This window comes from Pseudomonas sp. LAIL14HWK12:I10, assembly GCF_900184205.1.
GTDB classification, from domain to species: Bacteria; Pseudomonadota; Gammaproteobacteria; order Pseudomonadales; family Pseudomonadaceae; genus Aquipseudomonas; species Aquipseudomonas kermanshahensis.
This window is the reverse complement of sequence record NZ_FXWU01000009.1, coordinates 179,905-201,502: the sequence shown is the minus strand read 5'-3', so window position 1 is coordinate 201,502 and position 21,598 is coordinate 179,905. Positions and strand designations below refer to the sequence as shown.

Annotated in this window: 18 protein-coding genes; 7 read left to right on the top strand and 11 right to left on the bottom strand. The window is 63.2% G+C overall.

Annotated features, from left to right (window positions below):
- The first annotated feature begins 30 nt into the window (after positions 1-30).
- The 5 genes from QOS90_RS20445 (at position 31) to cmoB (ending at position 7,340) form a co-directional block, all read left to right on the top strand.
- On the top strand, positions 31-2,442 hold the full coding sequence (locus QOS90_RS20445; RefSeq protein WP_085273572.1) for a glucose/quinate/shikimate family membrane-bound PQQ-dependent dehydrogenase: 2,412 nt from the start codon (positions 31-33) through the stop codon (positions 2,440-2,442).
- Between the two features lie 147 nt (positions 2,443-2,589).
- The gene (gene lon, locus QOS90_RS20440; RefSeq protein ID WP_085273573.1) at positions 2,590-5,010 is read left to right on the top strand and encodes an endopeptidase La; all 2,421 of its coding nucleotides are present in this window, start codon (positions 2,590-2,592) and stop codon (positions 5,008-5,010) included.
- A 108-nt stretch (positions 5,011-5,118) separates the two neighbouring features.
- Positions 5,119-5,511 (top strand): protease inhibitor I42 family protein, encoded by a 393-nt coding sequence (locus tag QOS90_RS20435; protein ID WP_027594160.1) that lies wholly within the window; start codon positions 5,119-5,121, stop codon positions 5,509-5,511.
- A 132-nt stretch (positions 5,512-5,643) separates the two neighbouring features.
- Positions 5,644-6,387 carry a carboxy-S-adenosyl-L-methionine synthase CmoA gene (cmoA, locus tag QOS90_RS20430; protein WP_085273574.1) on the top strand — a complete coding sequence of 248 codons (744 nt, stop codon included), beginning with the start codon at positions 5,644-5,646 and terminating at the stop codon, positions 6,385-6,387.
- Positions 6,384-7,340 (top strand): tRNA 5-methoxyuridine(34)/uridine 5-oxyacetic acid(34) synthase CmoB, encoded by a 957-nt coding sequence (gene cmoB / locus QOS90_RS20425; protein ID WP_085273575.1) that lies wholly within the window; start codon positions 6,384-6,386, stop codon positions 7,338-7,340. Before cmoA ends, cmoB begins: the two co-directional genes overlap by 4 nt.
- A gap of 3 nt (positions 7,341-7,343) precedes the next feature.
- On the opposite strand, the gene QOS90_RS20420 is transcribed toward cmoB, so the two are convergent.
- From QOS90_RS20420 to QOS90_RS20405, 4 genes are all read right to left on the bottom strand, one after another.
- Positions 7,344-8,489, bottom strand: coding sequence for an alpha-xenorhabdolysin family binary toxin subunit A (locus QOS90_RS20420; protein WP_143491076.1), 1,146 nt, complete (start codon positions 8,487-8,489; stop codon positions 7,344-7,346).
- A 70-nt stretch (positions 8,490-8,559) separates the two neighbouring features.
- On the bottom strand, positions 8,560-9,555 hold the full coding sequence (locus QOS90_RS20415) for an alpha-xenorhabdolysin family binary toxin subunit B (protein WP_085273577.1): 996 nt from the start codon (positions 9,553-9,555) through the stop codon (positions 8,560-8,562).
- A 13-nt stretch (positions 9,556-9,568) separates the two neighbouring features.
- Positions 9,569-10,732: an alpha-xenorhabdolysin family binary toxin subunit A gene (locus tag QOS90_RS20410; RefSeq protein ID WP_027594155.1), complete on the bottom strand. Its 1,164-nt coding sequence runs from the start codon at positions 10,730-10,732 to the stop codon at positions 9,569-9,571.
- Between the two features lie 401 nt (positions 10,733-11,133).
- A complete protein-coding gene (locus QOS90_RS20405; protein WP_027594154.1) occupies positions 11,134-11,337 on the bottom strand; it encodes a hypothetical protein in 204 nt (67 codons plus the stop codon).
- 239 nt (positions 11,338-11,576) lie between these two features.
- Between QOS90_RS20405 and QOS90_RS20400 the strand changes: the two genes are divergently transcribed.
- Both QOS90_RS20400 and QOS90_RS20395 read left to right on the top strand, forming a co-directional pair.
- Entirely contained in the window at positions 11,577-12,251 is a 675-nt protein-coding gene (locus QOS90_RS20400; protein WP_027594153.1) for a heavy metal response regulator transcription factor, read from the top strand.
- On the top strand, positions 12,248-13,630 hold the full coding sequence (locus QOS90_RS20395) for a heavy metal sensor histidine kinase (protein ID WP_085273578.1): 1,383 nt from the start codon (positions 12,248-12,250) through the stop codon (positions 13,628-13,630). Before QOS90_RS20400 ends, QOS90_RS20395 begins: the two co-directional genes overlap by 4 nt.
- 127 nt (positions 13,631-13,757) lie before the next feature.
- Here the strand turns inward: QOS90_RS20395 and pdxJ are convergent, their stop codons facing one another.
- From pdxJ to QOS90_RS20360, 7 genes are all read right to left on the bottom strand, one after another.
- Positions 13,758-14,480, bottom strand: coding sequence for a pyridoxine 5'-phosphate synthase (pdxJ, locus tag QOS90_RS20390; protein ID WP_189662533.1), 723 nt, complete (start codon positions 14,478-14,480; stop codon positions 13,758-13,760).
- Between the two features lie 61 nt (positions 14,481-14,541).
- A complete protein-coding gene (gene recO, locus QOS90_RS20385; protein ID WP_027594150.1) occupies positions 14,542-15,225 on the bottom strand; it encodes a DNA repair protein RecO in 684 nt (227 codons plus the stop codon).
- Positions 15,226-15,374: 149 nt separating this feature from the next.
- A complete protein-coding gene (era, locus tag QOS90_RS20380; protein ID WP_027594149.1) occupies positions 15,375-16,277 on the bottom strand; it encodes a GTPase Era in 903 nt (300 codons plus the stop codon).
- Complete coding sequence (rnc, locus tag QOS90_RS20375) at positions 16,270-16,959, bottom strand: ribonuclease III (protein ID WP_027594148.1); 690 nt, start codon at positions 16,957-16,959, stop codon at positions 16,270-16,272. Before rnc ends, era begins: the two co-directional genes overlap by 8 nt.
- Before the next feature lie 161 nt (positions 16,960-17,120).
- Entirely contained in the window at positions 17,121-17,975 is an 855-nt protein-coding gene (lepB, locus tag QOS90_RS20370) for a signal peptidase I (RefSeq protein ID WP_027594147.1), read from the bottom strand.
- 5 nt (positions 17,976-17,980) lie between these two features.
- The gene (lepA, locus tag QOS90_RS20365) at positions 17,981-19,780 is read right to left on the bottom strand and encodes a translation elongation factor 4 (protein ID WP_085273580.1); all 1,800 of its coding nucleotides are present in this window, start codon (positions 19,778-19,780) and stop codon (positions 17,981-17,983) included.
- Positions 19,781-20,052: 272 nt separating this feature from the next.
- Entirely contained in the window at positions 20,053-21,459 is a 1,407-nt protein-coding gene (locus QOS90_RS20360; RefSeq protein ID WP_371097684.1) for a DegQ family serine endoprotease, read from the bottom strand.
- Between the last annotated feature and the right edge of the window lie 139 nt (positions 21,460-21,598).

Here is a 21,598-nt window from a genome sequence, read left to right as displayed (position 1 = left end):
TCAACTTTTTGACATAACGGAGAACCTACGATGAGCACTGACGGTGCCAAGAATGGAACCCGCTGGCTACCGCGCCTTCTGGGCGTGCTGCTGTTGCTGATGGGCCTGGCGCTGCTGGCTGGCGGCATCAAGCTGAGCCAGCTGGGGGGGTCGCTGTATTACCTGATCGCCGGCATCGGCTTTGCCCTGTCCGGTATCCTGCTGCTGGCCCAGCGCCGCATCGCCCTCGGGCTGTACGGCCTGGTGCTGCTCGGCAGCACCGCCTGGGCATTGCTGGAAGTGGGCCTGGACTGGTGGCAACTGGTGCCGCGCCTGGCCATCTGGTTCGCCATTGGCGTGGTCCTGCTGCTGCCTTGGGCACGTCGCCCACTGATCGGCCCGGCCGCCAAGGCCAACACCGCGCTGCTCAGCGTCGCCGTGGTCGCCTCCGGTGCCTGCGCCCTGGGCAGCCAATTCACCCACCCGGGTGAAGTGTTCGGCGAACTGGGCCGCGAGAGCAGTGAGATGGCCAGCGCCGCGCCAGCCATGCCCGACGGCGAATGGCAGGCCTACGGCCGCACCGAGCATGGTGACCGCTATTCGCCGCTGCGCCAGATCACCCCGCAGAACGCCTACCGCCTGGAAGAAGCCTGGCGCATCCGTACCGGCGACCTGCCGACCGACAACGACCCGGTGGAGCTGACCAACCAGAACACCCCGCTGAAGGTCAACGGCATGCTCTACGCCTGCACCGCGCACAGCAAGCTGCTGGCCCTGGACCCGGACACCGGCGCCGAAATCTGGCGCTACGACCCGCAGGTCAAGAGCCCGGTCGGGACCTTCAAGGGCTTCGCCCACATGACCTGCCGCGGCGTCTCGTACTATGACGAGAACAACTACGTCAGCCGTGATGGCAGCCCAGCACCGAAAATCACCGATGCAGGCCAAGCCGTCGCCCAGGCCTGCCCGCGCCGCCTGTACCTGCCTACCGCCGACGCCCGCCTGATCGCCATCAACGCCGACAACGGCAAGGTCTGCGAAGGCTTCGCCAACCAGGGCGTGATCGACCTGACCACCGGCATCGGCCCGTTCACCGCCGGCGGCTACTACTCCACTTCGCCGGCGGCGATCACCCGTGATCTGGTGATCATCGGCGGCCATGTCACCGACAACGAGTCGACCAACGAGCCCTCCGGCGTCATCCGCGCCTACGACGTGCACGACGGCCACCTGGTGTGGAACTGGGACAGCAACAACCCGGACGACACCAAGCCTCTGGCACCCGGCAAGACCTACAGCCGCAACTCGGCAAACATGTGGTCGATCGCCAGCGTCGATGAAGACCTCGGCATGATCTACCTGCCGCTGGGCAACCAGACCCCAGACCAATGGGGCGCCGACCGCACCCCCGGTGCGGAAAAGTACAGCGCAGGTGTTGTCGCCCTCGACCTGACCACCGGCAAGGCCCGCTGGAACTACCAGTTCACGCACCACGACCTGTGGGACATGGACGTCGGCAGCCAGCCAACCCTGGTCCACCTGAAGACCGCCGATGGCCTGAAGCCGGCGATCATCGTGCCGACTAAGCAGGGCAGCCTGTATGTGCTGGACCGCCGCGACGGCACGCCGATCGTGCCGATCCGTGAAATCCCGACCCCGCAAGGCGCCGTGAAAGGTGACCACACCTCGCCGACCCAGGCCCGCTCCGACCTCAACCTGCTCGGCCCTGAGTTGACCGAACAGGCCATGTGGGGCGCCACACCATTCGACCAGATGCTGTGCCGCATCCAGTTCCGCGAACTGCGTTACGAAGGCCAGTACACCCCGCCGTCCGAGCAGGGTTCGCTGATCTACCCAGGTAACGTCGGCGTGTTCAACTGGGGCAGCGTGTCGGTCGACCCGGTACGCCAGTTGCTGTTCACCTCGCCCAACTACATGGCCTTCGTGTCGAAGATGGTGCCGCGCGAGCAAGTGGCCGCCGGCAGCAAGCGCGAAAGCGAGACCAGCGGCGTGCAGCCCAACACCGGCGCACCATACGCGGTGACCATGCACCCGTTCATGTCGCCGCTGGGCGTACCGTGCCAGGCGCCTGCCTGGGGCTATGTGGCGGCCATCGACCTGTTCACCAACAAGGTCGTGTGGAAGCACAAGAACGGCACCACCCGCGACAGCACACCTGTGCCAATCGGCCTGCCGGTAGGCGTGCCGAGCATGGGCGGTTCGATCGTTACCGCAGGCGGCGTCGGCTTCCTCAGCGGCACCCTGGACCAGTACCTGCGTGCCTACGACACCAACAACGGTAAAGAGCTGTGGAAAGCCCGCCTGCCGGCCGGTGGCCAGGCCACGCCGATGACCTACAGCGGCAAGGACGGCAAGCAGTACGTGCTGGTGACCGCTGGCGGCCACGGCTCGCTGGGCACCAAGATGGGTGATTACATCATCGCTTACAAACTCGCCGACTAAGCTTCTTGCGGCAAGCTACAAGCCACAAGAGAAAGCGGGGCCTGCAGGGCCCCGTTTTTTTTTGCAGCTTGCAGCTTCTAACGCAAAGCTTGAAACCCATCCCCCCGCGCCCCATCTAAGCACCATAGTCATTCACGCAGGTGCCCCATGAGCAACCAGCAGGATTTCCCCGAACACCCCGACGAACACAGCGAAGTCGAGCACACCGACACCCAGGCCGCCCCCGGCCACGCCCTCGCCCTGCCCGGCCAGCAGCTGCCGGACAAGGTCTATGTGATCCCGATTCACAACCGCCCGTTCTTCCCGGCACAAGTGTTGCCCGTGATCGTCAATGAAGAGCCCTGGGCAGAAACCCTCGACCTGGTCGCCAAGTCACCCGACCACTGCCTGGCGCTGTTCTTCATGGACACCCCGCCCGAAGACCACCGCCATTTCGACACCTCCGCCCTGCCGGAGTACGGCACCCTGGTCAAGGTGCACCACGCCAGCCGTGAGAACGGCAAGCTGCAGTTCGTGGCCCAGGGCCTAACACGGGTGCGTATCCGGACCTGGCTCAAGCACCATCGCCCGCCCTACCTGGTCGAAGTGGAATACCCACGCCAACCCACCGAGCCTACCGACGAGGTCAAGGCCTACGGCATGGCGCTGATCAATGCGATCAAAGAGCTGCTGCCGCTCAACCCGCTGTACAGCGAAGAGCTGAAAAATTACCTCAACCGCTTCAGCCCCAACGACCCGTCACCGCTGACCGATTTTGCCGCGGCCCTTACGTCGGCCACCGGCAGCCAGCTGCAAGAAGTGCTCGATTGCGTGCCCATGCTCAAACGCATGGAAAAAGTCCTGCCGATGCTGCGCAAAGAGGTCGAAGTGGCGCGCCTGCAGAACGAGATCTCGGCCGAGGTCAACCGCCAGATCGGCGAGCACCAGCGCGAGTTCTTCCTCAAGGAGCAGCTCAAGGTCATCCAGCAGGAGCTGGGCCTGACCAAGGACGACCGCAGCGCCGACCTCGAACAGTTCGAGCAGCGCCTTGAGGGCAAGACCTTGCCCGCCCAGGCGCAGAAGCGCATCGACGAAGAAATGGGCAAGCTGGCGATCCTCGAGACCGGCTCGCCGGAATACGCCGTGACCCGCAACTACCTCGACTGGGCCACCGCCCTGCCGTGGGGCGTTTACGGCAAAGACAAGCTCGACCTCAAGCACGCGCGCAAGGTGCTCGACCAGCACCACGCCGGCCTTGATGACATCAAGGAACGCATCCTCGAATTCCTCGCCGTGGGCGCCTGGAAAGGCGAGATCAGCGGCTCGATCGTGCTGCTGGTGGGCCCACCGGGTGTGGGCAAGACCAGCATTGGCAAGTCCATTGCCGAATCGCTCGGCAGGCCGTTCTACCGCTTCAGCGTCGGCGGCATGCGCGACGAAGCCGAAATCAAGGGCCACCGCCGCACCTACATCGGCGCCCAACCGGGCAAGCTGGTGCAGGCGCTGAAAGACGTCGAAGTGATGAACCCGGTGATCATGCTCGACGAAATCGACAAGATGGGCCAGAGCTACCAGGGTGACCCGGCTTCCGCGCTGCTGGAAACCCTCGACCCCGAGCAGAACGTCGACTTCCTCGACCACTACCTGGACCTGCGCCTGGACCTGTCCAAGGTGCTGTTCGTCTGCACCGCCAACACCCTCGACTCGATCCCCGGGCCGTTGCTCGACCGCATGGAAGTGATCCGCCTCTCCGGCTACATCACCGAAGAAAAGCTGGCCATCGCCAAGCGCCACCTGTGGCCCAAGCAGCTGGACAAGGCCGGCGTGGCCAAGACCAGCCTGAGCATCACTGACAGCGCACTGCGCACCGTGATTGAGGGCTATGCCCGTGAGGCTGGGGTGCGGCAGTTGGAGAAGCAACTGGGCAAACTGGTGCGCAAAGCCGTGGTCAAGTTGCTGGAGGACCCGGATGCCAAGCTCAAGATTGGCAGCAAAGACCTGGAGGCCGCGCTCGGCATGCCGGTATTCCGCAGCGAGCAGGTGCTGGCCGGCAAAGGCGTGATAACGGGTTTGGCCTGGACCAGCATGGGCGGCGCCACGCTGCCGATCGAGGCCACCCGCATTCATACCCTCAGCCGCGGCTTCAAGCTGACCGGCAAACTGGGGGATGTGATGAAAGAGTCCGCCGAGATCGCCTACAGCTACGTCAGCTCCAACCTCAAACAATTTGGCGGTGACCCAGGCTACTTCAACGAGGCGTTCATCCACCTGCACGTGCCCGAGGGTGCTACGCCCAAGGATGGCCCAAGCGCGGGGGTGACCATGGCCAGCGCGCTGCTGTCACTGGCGCGGGACCAGGCGCCGAAAAAGGGCGTGGCCATGACCGGTGAACTGACCCTGACCGGCCAGGTGCTGCCCATTGGCGGGGTGCGTGAGAAGGTGATTGCCGCCAAGCGGCAGAAGATCTTCGAGCTGATCCTGCCCGAGGCCAACCGCGGCGACTTCGAAGAATTGCCAGACTACCTGCGTGAAGGGCTGACGGTGCATTTTGCCAAGCGCTTTGCCGACGTGGCCAAAGTGCTGTTCTGATCAGTCCTGGCCTGTTTGCGGCATTCGCCGTGAACAGGCCTGTACCGGTGGCACAAATTTGCACGTGCTTCGGTTATCCTCAGGTCATCGCCAGCCTACGGAGCCAACATGACCGCCCCTCGTCTGCTCGTTCCTCTGAGCCTTACCCTGCTTGCAGCCTGCGCCCAGCACCCCCTGCAAACCGTCGAACTGGACGCCGAAAGCGAATGCCCCCAGCGTCTGAAGGTGGGCCAGGCACTGACCCTGACCCTTCCAGGAAACCCCTCAACCGGCTACCGCTGGCGCATTGAGAACCCTGCCGCGAGCATCCTGAAAAGCCTCGGCCCCGAGGTCTACAGTGCCCCCGATGACACCGACGTGGTCGGCAGTGCCGGCTCCTCCACCTGGCGCTACCTTGCCAGCAGTGCTGGAGAAGCCCAACTGGTGCTGGTGTATCAACGCCCTTGGGAGGCTGAAGTAGCACCGGTGCAGAGCTTCGAGTGCAAGGTCATCGTCCGCTGACCGCGCTTAACGCCTGTCGCTGGCAACCTTGACTGCCTGCTGGTACGTGCAATGGCCCCGAAGCACTGCCATGGCAAGATGCTCCGCCTTTGGCTAAAATGCGTCTCCGTTTCACCCCGTATCGAGCCCGCAGTGAGCAAACAACCCGACCGCCTCTTCGCCCAACCTCTGGAGCAGGTACCCGACTTCGCCTTCAACGAAGACGTGGTGCGCGTGTTCCCGGACATGATCAAGCGTTCGGTGCCAGGCTACCCGACCATCGTCGAAAACCTCGGCGTGCTGGCCGCACGCTTCGCCCAGCCGAACAGTACGCTGTACGACCTGGGTGCCTCACTGGGCGCTGTCACCCAGTCGTTGCGCCGTCATGTACGCAGCGACGGTTGCCGAGTCATCGCCGTGGACAACTCCGCTGCGATGGTCGAGCGCTGCCGCCAGTACCTCACCGCGCAGGACTCGATGTTCCAGGAGCTGCTGCCGGTCAACGTGCTGGAAGCCGACATCCTCGCCCTGCCCTTCGAGCCGGCCTCGGTAGTGGCGATGAACTTCACCCTGCAATTCATCGCACCCGACCAACGCCTTGAGTTGCTCGGCCGTATCCGCCAGGCCCTGCTGCCGGGCGGCGCGCTGATCCTCTCGGAAAAACTGCGTTTCGCCGACGATGACGAGCAAAACCTGCTGAATGAACTGCACCTGGACTTCAAACGGGCCAACGGCTACAGCGAACTGGAAATTGCCCAGAAGCGCAGTGCCATCGAGCACGTGATGAAGCCCGACACCCTGGATGCGCACAAGGCGCGCCTGCGCGCTGCGGGTTTCTCCAAGGTCGTGCCGTGGTTCCAATGCCTCAACTTCGCCTCGTTGATAGCCCTGCCATGATCGATCTGTCTCCTCTGGTCCGCCGCCTGGCGGGCACCCCCCTGGCTTCCTGGTCGCAAGGCCTGCAAGCGCAACTGGAAGCCAAGCTGGAAAAAGGCCACGGCGACCTCGATCGCTGGCGCGGCGCGCTGGATGCGCTTCCCGCCCTGCAACCCAGCGAAATCGACCTGGTCAACGGATTGCGCCTGGATTGCGACTGCGACGACGCCACCCGCGCGCAAATGCGTGAGGCGCTGATGGGCTTGTCGCCCTGGCGCAAAGGGCCGTTCGACCTGTTCGGCGTGCACGTGGACACCGAATGGCGCTCGGACTGGAAGTGGTCGCGGGTCAGCCCGCACCTGGACCTCAAGGGCAAGCGCGTGCTCGATGTCGGCTGCGGCAACGGTTATTACCAATGGCGCATGCTCGGTGCCGGTGCCGATATGGTGGTCGGGGTCGACCCCAACTGGCTGTTCTTCTGCCAGTTCCAGGCCGTGCAGCAGTACTTGCCCGAGCTGCCAGCCTGGCACTTGCCGTTCGCCCTGGAAGATTTGCCGGCCAACCTTGAAGGCTTCGACACGGTGTTCTCCATGGGCGTGTTCTACCACCGCCGCTCCCCCATAGAGCACCTGCTGGCGCTCAAGGATTGCCTGGTCAAAGGCGGCGAGCTGGTGCTGGAGACGTTGGTGGTCGAAGGCGACGAGCAACAGGTGCTGGTCCCAGAAGACCGCTACGCACAAATGCGCAACGTCTGGTACCTGCCCTCGGTACCCGCTCTGGAGCGCTGGTTGCGCCGTGCCGGTTTCAGCGATGTACGCTGCGTCGATGTCAGCGTCACCAGCATCGAAGAACAGCGCAGCACTGACTGGATGCGCTACCAGTCGCTGAGCGACTTCCTCGACCCCAATGACCAAAGCCTGACCGTCGAAGGCCTGCCCGCGCCACGGCGCGCAACGATCGTGGCGCGCAAGTAGCGCCTAGTTGAAGACCTTCGCCATCTCCCGGGAATGTTCGCGTATCCCTGCCCACTGGGCGAGAAACTGCCTGAAGTAGTAAATGAACACCGCCAGTTGCTGGCGGGTGTTCATCTTGCCCAAGTGGCCTGCCGCGCTTTCCAGGTACGCCTCGATGGTTTGCCAGGCCGTGTGCAGGTGACCCGCCGCAAGCACCACATCCCACAGGTCGAGCTCCAGCTGGCCCATGTTGGAGTACAGCTTCTGTACGCGCCCCTCCACCCGACGAAACTCGCTCAACTGGTGGCTGACTGCGCTGCGCCGATGCTCCAAGCTACGAAGTTCGGCGCGCGCTGACTTGGCTTTGGAGCCATAGATCGAATTGCCGATCAACGCGCCGAAGGGGCCGCCGATCCAGCCCAACGAGGACTGCCTGGAGTATCGCTCATACTCACTGCGCACCGCCTTAATGTCCTCATCCAGGCTGGCCAGCTCCCAGGCCAGGTTTTCGCCATCCGGCGCCTGTGAAAAGCGCGCTGCCGCTCGGCACTTCTCCACCACTTCCGGGCGTAGCTTGAAACGCGCCTCGTCGCGAAAGCGCTCGAAGCCTATCCGCACTTGATCGAGCTGCAGGTCGAAATCGTCGATCAGCGCATGCAAGCTCATCAGCCGGTCAGCCATCGAACTGATCAACGTGCGGTCATGCTCATCGAGCGTTACATCGGGCGCCTCGCGCAGGCTGTCCCACGAAGGTCGATTGGGCCCCAGCGCACGTGTGCGCGCGACCAGTTGCACGACCTCGGCACCGCAAGCCTCGACCTGGCTGGCGTGCGCATCGAGCTGAAGGGTGACCGCCTGAGTGCTGCGCTCCAGATGGCTCCAGCTTTGCCCGTGCGTGCGCAACCGCTTGAACATGGCGAGCATACGCTCAGGCGTCAACTCTGGCTCGGCAATGCTGGTGTAGCCAAGCCAGCGCAAGGTCTGCGTGCGATCGCCCGGCAGCGCCAGCATGCGCTGGCTGTAGTCGCTGAGGGTCTGGCGTGATTCACGGGTCAGGATCAGGCCCGCCCGGCCCTGTCCGTCACGGTCGTCCATGGCGCCAATCAAGGCGCCAGGCAGGACAATCGCCTTTTGTTGCTGCTCTTGGAAACTCAATGTCCGGGGATTCATTGTTTCGACTCTTATCCACTTGGATATGGCGCAGCCGACCGCGCCCGATGAGCACGGTCGGCCTAAGCCGTTACAGCCCGCGACGGTGCTGCTCGAGCAGTTGTCGCTGATAGGCCAGCAGTTGCTTGAAGGTGTCGTCCAGGGCTTGCACCTGCGCAACGTTGCTGGGGGCCGCAGTGCCTATTCGCGGCGCGAAGTTGGCCAGGGCCTGGCGCACGACATTGATGCCGGCGTCCCACTCGGAGCGTTGCTCGTGCAAACGCGGCATCGTTAGCAGTGCCGCCAGTTGCGCGCTCACCACCTGCTGACGCTGATCGAGTTCGCGCACTTGCCGCGCCAGGTTCGCCACCCGCTCGCGGGCAGCCCGCCGTTCTTGCTGCAACTGGGCGTAGCGCATGCCTTCGACGACATCGCCGAGCAGGGTTTGCAGCTGCTCCACCGCCGTGTTCATGGCGTCGGCTATCGCTGCGGCTTCAGCGCCAGGCACGGCCAGTTTGGCCAGGTCTTGCGCCGAAGGTACGACACCGCCGAAGCGGGTCTGCAAGCCCTGGGCCTCCAGGGTGGCAATGGCCTGCTCGATCGCCGACTGGTTGTGCTTCTCGCGATCATGCTCGGCGCTTACCTGGGTGTGCAGGTTGGCCTGATCCTGCTGTTGCTTGAGCAGCCGCTGTTCGTCGCGGGCCCACGCCAGCGCTGCCAGGGTGGCCAGCGCCTGCTGTTCCTTGCCCAGGTGGGCCACCTGGGTGTCCAGCAGAGACTTCACCGTGTTGGCGACTTCTGCAGCAATTGCCAGCACCTCCTCATCGTCGCCATCCTCCAGGGCGTCGAGGATATCGCCCAGTGGATCGTTGGAGATCTCCGCGACAACGCGCTGGGCGTTGCGCGCCATCACCTCGGCGCAGTTGATGAACAGCTTCATGTGGCGCTCCAGCGACTCGTGGATCACCGGCTGAAATTTCAACTCGCCGCGCTGCCAGGCTTCGGTGAAGCTTTGCGTTGCAGCAAATACATTGCCCAATTCAGGCGGATTGGCGCGGGTATGCAGCACACTGATATTGTCGTTCATGGTCATTCACCTGTTAGTGGGCCGAAGCGGCGTCGTCGAAAATGCGGGTCAGTTGCAGGGAGGTCTTTTCGATCTGGTTCCACTGCGCCAGGAACTGCCGGAAATAAATGACAAACCTGGCCAAGGCGCGGTTGTCGGAGATCTGTTCGAGCTTGCCGATCGACGCGTCGATGTACGCACCGACGATTTCCCAGGCGGTCTGCAGGTGGGACGCCGCAGTCACCACGTCCTGCAAGCGGGTATCGAGCTCGTCGACGAAGGTCGCCATCTCTTCCATGCGGCCTTCCAAATTCACCCGTACGCGCAGTTGCTCACTGGTAGCACGCCGCTCTGCCTGGCGACGCTTGCGCTCCTTGCGAACCTTCTCGGCCTTGCTCCCGTAGATGCCGCCGGTGATCACGGCGCCGATCGGCCCTGCGGCCAGGCCGCTGAGCGCCTGCTTGACGTACTGGTCATACTCTTTGCTCAAGGCACCGATCTCGTCGTCCAGCTCCTTGAGCTTCACGCGCAGGCGCTCCACCTCACCATCACCCTTGGTGCGCTCGACCGCTTGCCCCTTCTGTTTCACCGCCGGGATCAGCTTGAAGCGCGCGGCATCGCGGAACGTCTCGGTTTCGCCGCGCACGGTGGCGACCCGCACCGCGTAGCGCTGCACATCCTCCTGAAGGATCTGCAGGTAATCGACCAGCGACGAAACCGCCCGCTGGTCGGCACGGTCCAGTTTCACCGGTGTACCCAGCACGACCTTGTCCCACGCCTTGATGTCGGAGCCCAACGCGCGAATCTGCCGGCACTCATCGACGATTGTTTCCCCGGCAGCGTTGATCGACGCGGCCGTGGAGGCCAGTTCGCTGGCGAGCTTCTTGTTGCTGTCGGAAAGCGGCCCCCAACTGCGCGCATGGCCACGCAACGCATCGAACAGCGTGGTCATGCCGGCGGGGGCCAGTTCGGGTTCGTCGATCTGCGTGTAGCCCAGCCAGCGCTGCAGGTTGTCGGGGGTCGACGGCAGGCCGAAGACAAAATTGACATACCGATTGAGGGTGATGATGTGCTCGCGGCTGAGGGTCAGCCCGCCTTCATCCTCACCATCGCGCTCGGCCATGGCCTGGATCAGCTTGGCCGGTGTCTTTGCCGCATCCGCCTGTAGCTGATCGTACTCAGCCGTTTGTGTACTCATGGTCGTGTCTCCTCGAGTCAAGCCCTGGGAAGGCTTGGTCCGACCACGCTAAGGCAGCGACAGGAGGCACAGCAGCGGGCAGTTTTTCCGCCATTTGCAGCGGTGCACCGGGCGTTGCGCCTGGCACACGTAAAACAGGCGCCCACCTGGGGCGCCAAACGAACCGTCGTTGCGGGAGCACGCAAAGGCGGAGGTCGAAGTCAGTCCCTGGCCTAATGCCAGTCAGTTAGGGCTTAGGGGACCGCTGCGCGGTCCATCGCAGGCAAGCCAGCTCCTACAGGAATAGCGTAGTTATTGTGAATCTCGCTCACCTGTAGGAGCTGGCTTGTCGGGGCGCCGAACCGCTGCGATGGGCTGCACAGCAGCCCCAATTACAGCCGATGACGCTTAACTGACTGGTATTAGTCTTTGACCAGTTTTTCGGTGGCTTGCTGGGTTTTGCGCTGGCGTTCCGCCAGCGCCTGGTCCGGCTGGCCATGCAGGCGTTGCTGGTCTTCGCGGAACGCCTCCCAGAACTGCCGCGAGCGTTCTGCGCCGCCCTCCGCCAGCGCGCTGGTGCTGCCCAGCGCCAGTAGCACCCACAACACATACCGAGTCAGGTTCATCAGGGTTACCTCATCGAGTGGTTCAGATGAGGCCATCCTGGCGCACGCCAGCTAACACCAAGGTGAGGCGGACATTACAGTCCTGCAAGCTGGGCGGCAGCTGTCCGGCACATGGCGACATGATTACAAATCTGTTATCCAGCGATGTGCGGGGCCCGCATGGCGTAACATTCCGGCGCTTGACCCTGTTCCCACTACAGGGCCGAGAATCGCCGTCTTTCATTCAACCGAGCCCTACCATGCGTCTACTGATCATCGAGGACGAACTGCGCACCGCCGATTACCTGCAGCAGGGGCTGCGTGAGAACGGCTACGTGGTCGACTGCGCCCACACCGGCATCGACGGCCTGCACCTGGCCCGTCAACAGGCCTACGACCTGGTGATCCTCGACGTCAATTTGCCCGAGCTGGACGGCTGGAGCGTGCTCCAGCGGCTGCGCGCTGAATCCGCCACGCGGATCATGATGCTCACCGCCCACGGTCGCCTGGCAGACCGGGTCAAGGGCCTCGACCTGGGCGCCGATGACTACCTGCTCAAGCCGTTCGAATTCCCCGAGCTGCTGGCGCGCATCCGCAGCCTGCTGCGGCGCAATGAGCAGCCGCTGCAACCCACCACCCTGCGGGTCGCCGACCTCGAACTCGACCCAGGCCGGCATCGGGCCTGGCGCGGCGCCAAGCGCATCGACCTGACCGCCAAGGAGTTTTCCCTGCTGCACCTGCTAATGCGCCAGAGCGGCGAAGTGCTGTCGCGCACGCAAATCATCTCGCTGGTCTGGGACATGAATTTCGACTGTGACACCAATGTGGTCGAGGTTTCCATCCGGCGCCTGCGGGCGAAGATCGACGACCCCTTCGAAGACAAGCTGATCCATACCCTGCGCGGCGTCGGCTATGTGCTCGAGGCGCGCCATTGAAGACTGCCAGCCTGTCGTTGCGCCTAGGCCTGAGCGTGACCCTGATGGGCGCCCTGCTGGTGCTACTGCTGGCCTGCCTGGCGGTGTTGGCGCTCGATCATGAGCTCGACAGCCGCGCGCGCAAGGACCTCGCGCGCAAGATGTTGCAGGTGGAACATAACCTGCGTGTCGACCTGCGCAGCGAGGACCTGGGCAGCCGCGCCCACCCCCTGCTCGACCTGGTCATGGGGCACGACAACCTCAGCCTCTCCGTGCTCGCGCTCGAGGGCCGCCACCCGCACCTGCTCAGCCTGGGCCCAGCCCTGGAGTCGAGCGTGGGCGCGCTGGCGACCGGCGCCCGGCTGACGTTTCACGAATGGCGCGACAGCCGCGGCAACCAAATGCTGACTGCGACACGCCAGATGCGCTTGCGCGACGAGACACCAGTACGGGTGATGATGACGCTCGACCGCGCCGACGACAACGCCCTGCTCCAGGCCTACCTGCACTCGACCCTGATCGCCCTGCCCTTGCTGTTGATACTGATCGGCATCGGCGCCTGGAAGCTGGTGCAACGCAGCCTGAAACCCTTGCGCCATTTTCGCCGGGTGGCCGGCCAGGTTTCGGCCCAGGACCTCAGCCACCGCCTGCCCGACAGTGGCCTGCCACAAGAGCTGGGCGAGCTGGCCAGGGCCATCAACGTGATGCTCGACCGGCTCGACCAAGGCGTGCAACAGTTGTCGCAGTTTTCCGACGACCTTGCCCATGAGTTGCGCACGCCGCTAAGCAACCTGATGGGCAAGGCCCAAGTCACCCTCAGCCGCGAGCGCGACAACGCCAACTACCGGGAAGTGCTGGAGGACAGCATCGAAGAGCTCACCCGGCTCAACCGCATCATCAACGACATGCTGTTTCTCGCCCAGGTTAGCCAGCCTCAGGCGCAGGTGGCGCTCAAGCCCCTGGCGCTGGCCGATGAGGCTGCACAGGTGGTGGAGCTGTTTGCCATCAGCGCGGAGCTCAAGGACATCGAGCTTCACCTTCAGGGCTGGGGCACGGCCTTGGGTGATCGGCTGATGTTCCAGCGTGCGTTGTCGAACCTGTTGAGCAATGCCATTCGGCATGCGCCGGCAGGCAAGCGCATAGACCTCGGTATCGAGCGCCACGCAAGCGATGTCAGGGTCTGGGTGGAAAATGAAGGCGTAGGGATTGCCGCAGAGCATCAGCCGCAGTTGTTCGAGCGTTTCTATCGCGTGGGCGCTGGGCGCTCACGGCTTGAGGGGGGCACCGGGCTGGGGCTGGCGATCGTGAAGTCGATCATGCAGTTGCATGGTGGGCGGGTCGAGGTGATGAGCAGCCCGGCGGGGCCGACCCGGTTTACCCTGGTGTTCAGAGCCGAGTGACCGGCTGCTGGTAACGGCCTTATCGCCGGCAAGCCGGCTCCCACATGAACTGCGTAGGCTTCAAGGCTAGCGCTGTACCTGTGGGAGCCGGCTTGCCGGCGATGAGGCCAGTTCCGTCAACCTGCGATCAGCGCGAAGCCGCCACGATCAACGCCTTCATCTCCGCCACCGCAGCCTTGAAGCCGACGAACAGCGCATGGGCCACCAACGCGTGGCCGATGTTCAGCTCATTGATGCCCTTGATCGCCGCGACTGCCTCGACGTTGTGGTAATGCAGGCCATGGCCGGCATTGACGATCAGCCCTTGGCCCACCCCGAACGCAACACCGTCCGCGATGCGCTTGAGTTCTTCAGCGACTTCAGTCGGCGTCTGTGCATCGGCGTAACGGCCGGTGTGCAGCTCGATGGCCGGCGCGCCTACGCGACGCGAGGCTTCGATCTGCCGCTCGTCGGCGTCGATGAACAGCGACACTTCGGCACCGGTGCGGGCCAGGCGCTCGACTGCTGCCTTGATCCGTGCCTCTTGCCCCGCCACGTCCAGGCCGCCTTCGGTGGTCAGCTCCTGACGGGTCTCGGGCACCAGGCAGATGTGCGCCGGGCGGATCTTCTCGGCGAAGGCCATCATCTCTTCGGTGACGCCCATTTCGAAGTTCATGCGGGTCTGCAGTACATCCTTGAGCACCACCACATCACGCTCCTGAATGTGCCGGCGGTCTTCGCGCAGGTGCACGGTGATGCCGTCGGCACCCGCCTCTTCGGCATCCAGGGCAGCCTTGACCGGATCAGGGTAACGCGTGCCCCGGGCCTGGCGCAGTGTCGCCACGTGGTCGATATTTACGCCGAGAAGCATGCGGTTGCTGTGAGTCACGAAAGGCTCTCCTGAAGATTGAGCCCCACAGCATACGACGTGATCAGCGCTTGCGAAACAGTTCCCGGCTGACCAGGGGTTTGGCGCCCAGGTGAACGGCCAGTGCCTGACGCATCAACCGCTTGGCTGCGAGCAGCGCCCCCGGGGCTTCCCAGTCGGCTTGCGCCAGGGCCAACAGCTCGCCCCCCAGGAACAACCCGGGCTGCAGCAACTCGACCCGCTCAAGCCCGGCATCCACGCGCAAGCGGTAGCGGCCATCGGCGGCGATCGGCAAGTCGTTCACGTCATGCTGCAACGAAAACGCATAACCGAGCTCGTCCAGCAGGCGCCATTCGAAAGAACGCAACAACGGCTCCAGAGGGCGCCCGGCGGCCAGCGCCTGCAATGTCAGGGTGTAGTGCTCGAACAGTGCAGGGTGAGGGGCTTCGGCGGGCAGCAAACGCATGAGCAGCTCGTTGAGGTACAACCCGCTGAACAGCGCATCGCCGTGCAACCAGGCGGCGATGCCAAGTGTCTCCAGGCGGCCGACATTCTTCAGCTCGCCGCGCCCGCGCAGCTCCACTTCCAGCGGCACGAACGGCCGCACCAGGCTGCCACCTTTGCCCCGCGCACGGCGCAACACGGCCCGCACACGGCCTTGCGGCGTGAGGAAGTCCACCAGTGCGCTGGTTTCCTTGTAGGCACGACTGTGCAGCACATAGGCCGGCTGGCCGACAGGTTGTTCCATGGCAATCACTTGTCCCAAGGCCAATCGGGCCGCTATGCGGCCCATCGCCGGCAAGCCGGCTCCTACAGGGCTCGGTAGCGCTGCGGTTGTGTGGGAGCCGGCTTGCCGGCGATGGGCTGCAAGGCAGCCCCAAGCCCATACAGCAGGGGTTACAGGTCGCCGTAGCCCAGCGAGCGCAGGGCGCGCTCATCGTCGGACCAACCGCCTTTGACCTTGACCCAGAGGTTGAGCATGACCTTGGCGTCGAACAGCACTTCCATGTCCTTGCGCGCGTCGGAGCCAATGCGTTTGATACGCTCGCCCTTGTCACCGATGATGATCTTCTTCTGGCCATCGCGTTCGACCAGGATCAGCGCATGGATGTGCAACACGTGCCCTTGCTGCTTGAACTCTTCGATCTCTACGGTGATCTGGTACGGCAGCTCCGCACCCAACTGGCGCATGATCTTCTCGCGCACCAGTTCAGCGGCCAGGAAACGGCTGCTGCGGTCGGTGATCTGGTCTTCCGGGAAGAAGTGCTCGTTCTCCGGCAAGTGCTTGGCGATCAGGCCTTCCAGCGCTTCGAGGTTATGCCCCTGTTGCGCGGAGATCGGTACCACTTCCGCGTTCGGCAGTTGCTCCTGCAGCCATTGCAGGTGCGGAATCAGGTCGGCTTTTTCTTCCAGGCGGTCGGTCTTGTTGACCGCCAGGATGACCGGGCCGCTGACGTACTGGACGCGCTCGAGCACCAACTGGTCCTCGTCGGTCCAGCGGGTACGGTCAACCACGAAGATCACCACGTCGACGTCTTTCAGGGCGGCCGAAGCGTTACGGTTCATGTAACGGTTCAGGGCCTTGTCGTTGGCCTTGTGCATACCCGGCGTGTCGACGTAGATCGCCTGCACATCACCCTCGGTCTTGATGCCGAGCATATTGTGGCGGGTGGTCTGCGGCTTGCGCGAGGTGATCGCCAGCTTCTGCCCGAGGATGTGGTTGAGCAAGGTCGACTTGCCCACGTTGGGGCGGCCGACAATGGCCACGTAGCCGCAGCGAGTCGGGTTGTTATCAGTCATTGCCATTCTCCACGCCCAGGGCGATCAATGCAGCCGCAGCGGCGACTTGCTCAGCGATACGCCGGCTCACACCCTGACCACGGCTCTTGTTGTTCAGCAGCACCACTTCGCATTCGACGAAGAAGGTACGGCAGTGCGGTTCGCCCTGAATATCCACCACCTCGTAGCGCGGCAGCTCACAGCTGCGCGACTGCAAGAACTCTTGCAGGCGGGTCTTGGGGTCCTTGTTGGTGTCGACCAGGGTCAGGCTTTCGAATTCATCGGCCAGCCAGGCCAGGATACGCTCCCGGGCGGTCTGCATGTCCGCGTCCAGGTAGATGGCGCCAATCAGCGCCTCCAGGGCATCGGCCAAAATCGATTCGCGGCGGAAACCGCCGCTTTTCAGCTCACCCGAACCCAGGCGCAGGTACTCGCCCAGATCAAAGCCTCGCGCCAGGCGGGCCAGGGTCTCACCCTTGACCAGACGCGCACGCAAGCGCGACAACTGGCCTTCACGGGCCTGCGGGAAGCGCTCGAACAGCGCCTCACCGGCCACGAAGTTGAGAATGGCGTCGCCCAGAAACTCCAGGCGCTCGTTATTGCGCCCGGCGTAGCTGCGATGGGTCAGGGCCAGAAGCATCTGGTCCTGGTTCTTGAAGGTGTAACCGAGCTTTCGCTCCAGTGCGGCGAGGGAAGCACTCATGCGGCCACCCGTTCGTTGTTCAACGCGTTGTTCAAATCAACATCCTGAAAGACTGTTTGGCTGTGGTCCGCCGCTGTACGCGGCGAAACTCTCGATCCCTGAGAACACAGCCTATGTCAGAAATGCATTCGGCGCTGTCTGCTGGACAGCGCCGAAGGGTATCAATGGATCAGGCCGACCCGCGACAGGTTGGGCATATGGCTGAGCTTGGGCTCTGGCCAGCTCATCCAGACCGCGAAGGCCTTGCCGACAATGTTCCGGTCCGGAACCATGCCGTGCAGTTCCTTGGGAATGTTCGGGTCATCCCAGTAACGGCTATCGTTGGAGTTGTCGCGGTTGTCGCCCATCATGAAGTAATGGCCAGCCGGTACGGTCCATTGCTGGTCCGGCGGCATGCGGTAACGGCTCATTTCCTTGCGGATCAGGTGTTCGGCCTCGCCCAGCTTCTCTTTGTACAGCTCGGCGCTGCCCAAGGTGCCCGGTTCGGTGCCCACCAGTTGTTCGGCAATGGGTTGGCCATTGACGTACAGCCGCTTGTCGTTGGTGTAGCGGATCTGGTCGCCCGGCAGGCCAACGACACGCTTGATGTAGTTGACGTTCGGGTCGCTCGGATAGCGGAACACCATCACATCGCCGCGTTGCGGGTCACCCACCTCGATGACCTTCTTGTCGATCACCGGCAGGCGAATGCCATACGAGAACTTGTTCACCAGGATGAAGTCGCCCACTTCCAGGGTCGGCTTCATCGACCCCGAAGGGATCTGGAACGGCTCGACCAAAAACGAGCGCAGTACCAGCACGATGAACAGCACCGGGAAGAACGACTTGCCGTATTCGACCAGCAGCGGCTCCTTGTTCAGGCGCTCGACCACCGCCATCTCGGGCGGATTGACGCGCCCCTGATAGTTGGCGATTGCCGCTCGCCGGCGCGGGGCCAGGAACAGCAGGTCGATCAAGCCCAACAGGCCGCAGACAGCTACGGCGATGACTAGCAACAGCGGGAAATTTAGCGACATAGGACCTAGCTATCCAACCTGAGCACAGCAAGGAAGGCCTCTTGTGGAATCTCCACGTTGCCCACTTGCTTCATGCGTTTCTTACCGGCCTTCTGCTTCTCCAGCAGTTTCTTCTTACGGCTGACGTCACCACCGTAGCACTTGGCCAGTACGTTCTTTCTGAGCGCCTTGACGGTTGTCCGCGCGATGATCTGGCCGCCGATGGCTGCCTGGATCGCCACATCGAACATCTGCCGAGGGATCAGTTCCTTCATCTTCTCGGTCAACGCACGGCCTTTATAGGCCGCGTTGTCGCGGTGCACGATCAACGCCAGGGCATCGACCTTGTCGCCGTTGATCAGTACATCCAGTTTGACCAGGTTGGCCGACTGGTAGCGATCGAAATGATAGTCCAGCGAAGCGTAACCGCGACTGGTCGACTTGAGGCGGTCGAAGAAGTCCAGTACCACCTCGTTCATCGGCATGTCGTAACGCACCTGAACCTGGCTGCCGAGGAACTGCATGTCGCGCTGAACGCCACGTTTCTCGATGCACAGGGTGATGACGTTACCCAGGTGCTCCTGCGGCACCAGAATGGTCGCGGTGACGATCGGCTCGCGGAAGTCGGTGACGGACGAAACGTCCGGCAGCTTCGACGGGTTGTCGACGATGATGGTTTCGCCGGTTTTCAGTTCGAGCTCGTAGATCACGCTAGGCGCAGTGGTGATCAGGTCCAGGTCGTACTCACGCTCCAGGCGCTCCTGGATGATCTCCATGTGCAGCATGCCCAGGAAGCCGCAGCGGAAACCGAAGCCCAGGGCGTCGGAGCTTTCCGGCATGTACTGGAGCGAGGAGTCGTTGAGGGTCAGCTTCTGCAGCGCGTCGCGGAAGTCCTCGAAATCGTCCGAGCTGACCGGGAACAGGCCGGCGTAGACCTGTGGCTGGATCTTCTTGAAGCCCGCCAGCACTTCGACTTCCGGGGTCGAGGACAGGGTCAGGGTGTCACCAACCGGTGCACCGTGAATGTCTTTGATGCTGGCGATGATGAAGCCCACTTCACCGGCCTTGAGGTCGGCGGTCTGGGTGTGTTTCGGGGTGAAGACGCCGACGCTGTCGACCAGGTGCACCTTGCCGGTGGACTTGACCAGGATCTTGTCGCCTTTCTTGACGCGGCCCTGGCGCACGCGCACCAGCGAGACAACGCCCAGGTAGTTGTCGAACCAGGAGTCGATGATAAGCGCCTGCAGCGGCGCGTCGATTTCGCCTACCGGCGCGGGGATGGTGTGCACCAGGCGCTCGAGCACCTCGTCGACGCCCATGCCGCTCTTGGCACTGCACGCCACGGCGTCGGTAGCGTCGATGCCGATGATCTTCTCGATCTCGTCCTTGACGCGGTCCGGGTCAGCCTGGGGCAGGTCCATCTTGTTCAACACCGGCATGACCTCGAGGCCTTGCTCGATGGCGGTGTAGCAGTTGGCCACGGACTGGGCTTCGACGCCTTGACCGGCGTCCACCACCAACAGTGCGCCTTCACAGGCGGCCAGCGAGCGCGAGACTTCATAGGTGAAGTCGACGTGGCCGGGGGTGTCGATGAAGTTCAGCTGGTAGGTCTTGCCGTCTTGCGCCTTGTAATGAAGCGTGACGCTGTGGGCCTTGATGGTGATCCCGCGTTCGCGCTCCAGGTCCATGGAGTCGAGGACCTGGGCTTCCATTTCGCGCGCAGACAGGCCACCGCACATCTGGATGAAACGGTCGGCCAGCGTCGACTTGCCATGGTCGATGTGGGCGATGATGGAGAAATTGCGGATATGACTCAAATCACTCACGGGTCAACACTCGAAAAGGCTGCGAGCCGGGACGCCCGCCGAAAAATAGCCGGGAATTGTACCTCAAGCAGCAGGGATATGGGAGATTCCTGATCGGCTGTCTGTGCCGACAGTGTCGCTGGCAAGCCGCTTCGTAACGCCGCAGCGCCGTACCTGAAAGCTCCACCCCACCTGTGGGAGCCGGCTTGCCGGCGATCGGACCAGCCCATTTCTCCGTAGATTCCACGAAAAAGGGCAGCCAACGCTGCCCCTTTTCCTACCTGAAGACCCGCTTATTCAGCCAGTTTGAAGGTGATAAAGCTCGCACGCCCCTGGCGCAGTACGCGCATGGACACCGAGCGGTTTTTCGGCAGGTCCTTGGCGATCTCGGTGAATTCCTTCGCCGAGCCAATGGCCTGGTTATTCAGGTGGCTGATGACATCACCTGGGCGCAGGCCGATCAATGCAGCCGGGCCATCCTGGACTTCCTTGATGACCACGCCACCCTTGAGTTCGAGGGCTTTCTTCTGCTCGGCGCTGAGGTCAGCGACCGAAACGCCCAGACGGTTGCTGCTGCGCTCGGCACTGCCATCTGCACCGGTCCCGGTGCCAATGTCAGCGTCATCGTCCGGCAGCGCACCGACGCTCACGTCCAGGTTCTGGCGCTTGCCGTTGCGGATGATCTCGAGCTTGGCCTTGTCGCCGTCCTTGAGGCTGCCGACCAGGTGCGGCAAGTCGGCCGACATGACGATCGGCTGGCCGTTCATGCTCAGGATCACGTCACCCACCTGCAGGCCACCTTTGGCGGCTGGGCCATCTTCCAGCACCTGGGCCACCAGGGCACCGGCCGGTTTGTCCAGGCCAAAGGACTCAGCCAGGTCCTTGTTAACCTCCTGAATCACCACGCCCAGCCAGCCACGGCTGACCTTGCCGTCTTTTTTCAGCTGGTTGGATACGTCGATCGCCACATCGATCGGGATCGCGAACGACAGGCCCATGAAGCCGCCCGAGCGGGTGAAGATCTGCGAGTTGATACCCACGACCTCGCCCTGCATGTTGAACAGCGGGCCGCCGGAGTTGCCCGGGTTGATGGCAACGTCAGTCTGGATGAACGGCACGTAGGTGTCGTTAGGCAGGGTACGGCCTTTGGCACTGACGATACCTTTGGTCACCGAGTGGTCGAAGCCGAACGGCGAACCGATGGCCAGCACCCACTCACCCACTTTGAGCTTCTCGGAGTCGCCCAGCTTGACGGTCGGCAGGTTCTTGCCTTCGACCTTGAGCAGCGCGACGTCGGTGCGTGGGTCGGTGCCGACCAGCTTGGCTTGCAGCTCGCTGCGGTCCGACAGGCGGACGATGATCTCGTCGGCGTCGGCCACCACATGGTTGTTGGTCAGTACGTAGCCATCGCTGGAAATGATGAAACCCGAACCCAGCGACTGGGCTTCACGCTGACGATCACCGCGCGGCGAGCGGGGCTGTTGCGGCATGTTGCGCTCGAAGAATTCGCGGAACATCGGCGGCAGGCCTTCGAGGTCCGGCATCTGCCCAGCGGCGATGCGGCGGTCCGGCAGCTTCTGCTTGGTACTGATGTTGACCACGGCCGGCGAGGCTTGCTCGACCAGCGTGGTGAAGTCCGGCAGGGCTTCCTCGGCCTGGGCGGTGAGCACCTGGCCGAGCATGAGCACGGCGGCGAACATCGATAGGTAGGATTTCAAGCGTGGTATAGACATACGGCTCCCGTCACAACGAGCGTGGTTAGCGTAAGGCCCCTGCACAAGCAGGAAAGGCCAGGCTCCAAGAAGCCTGACCTATAGAAAATTTACGGAAAGATTGCAA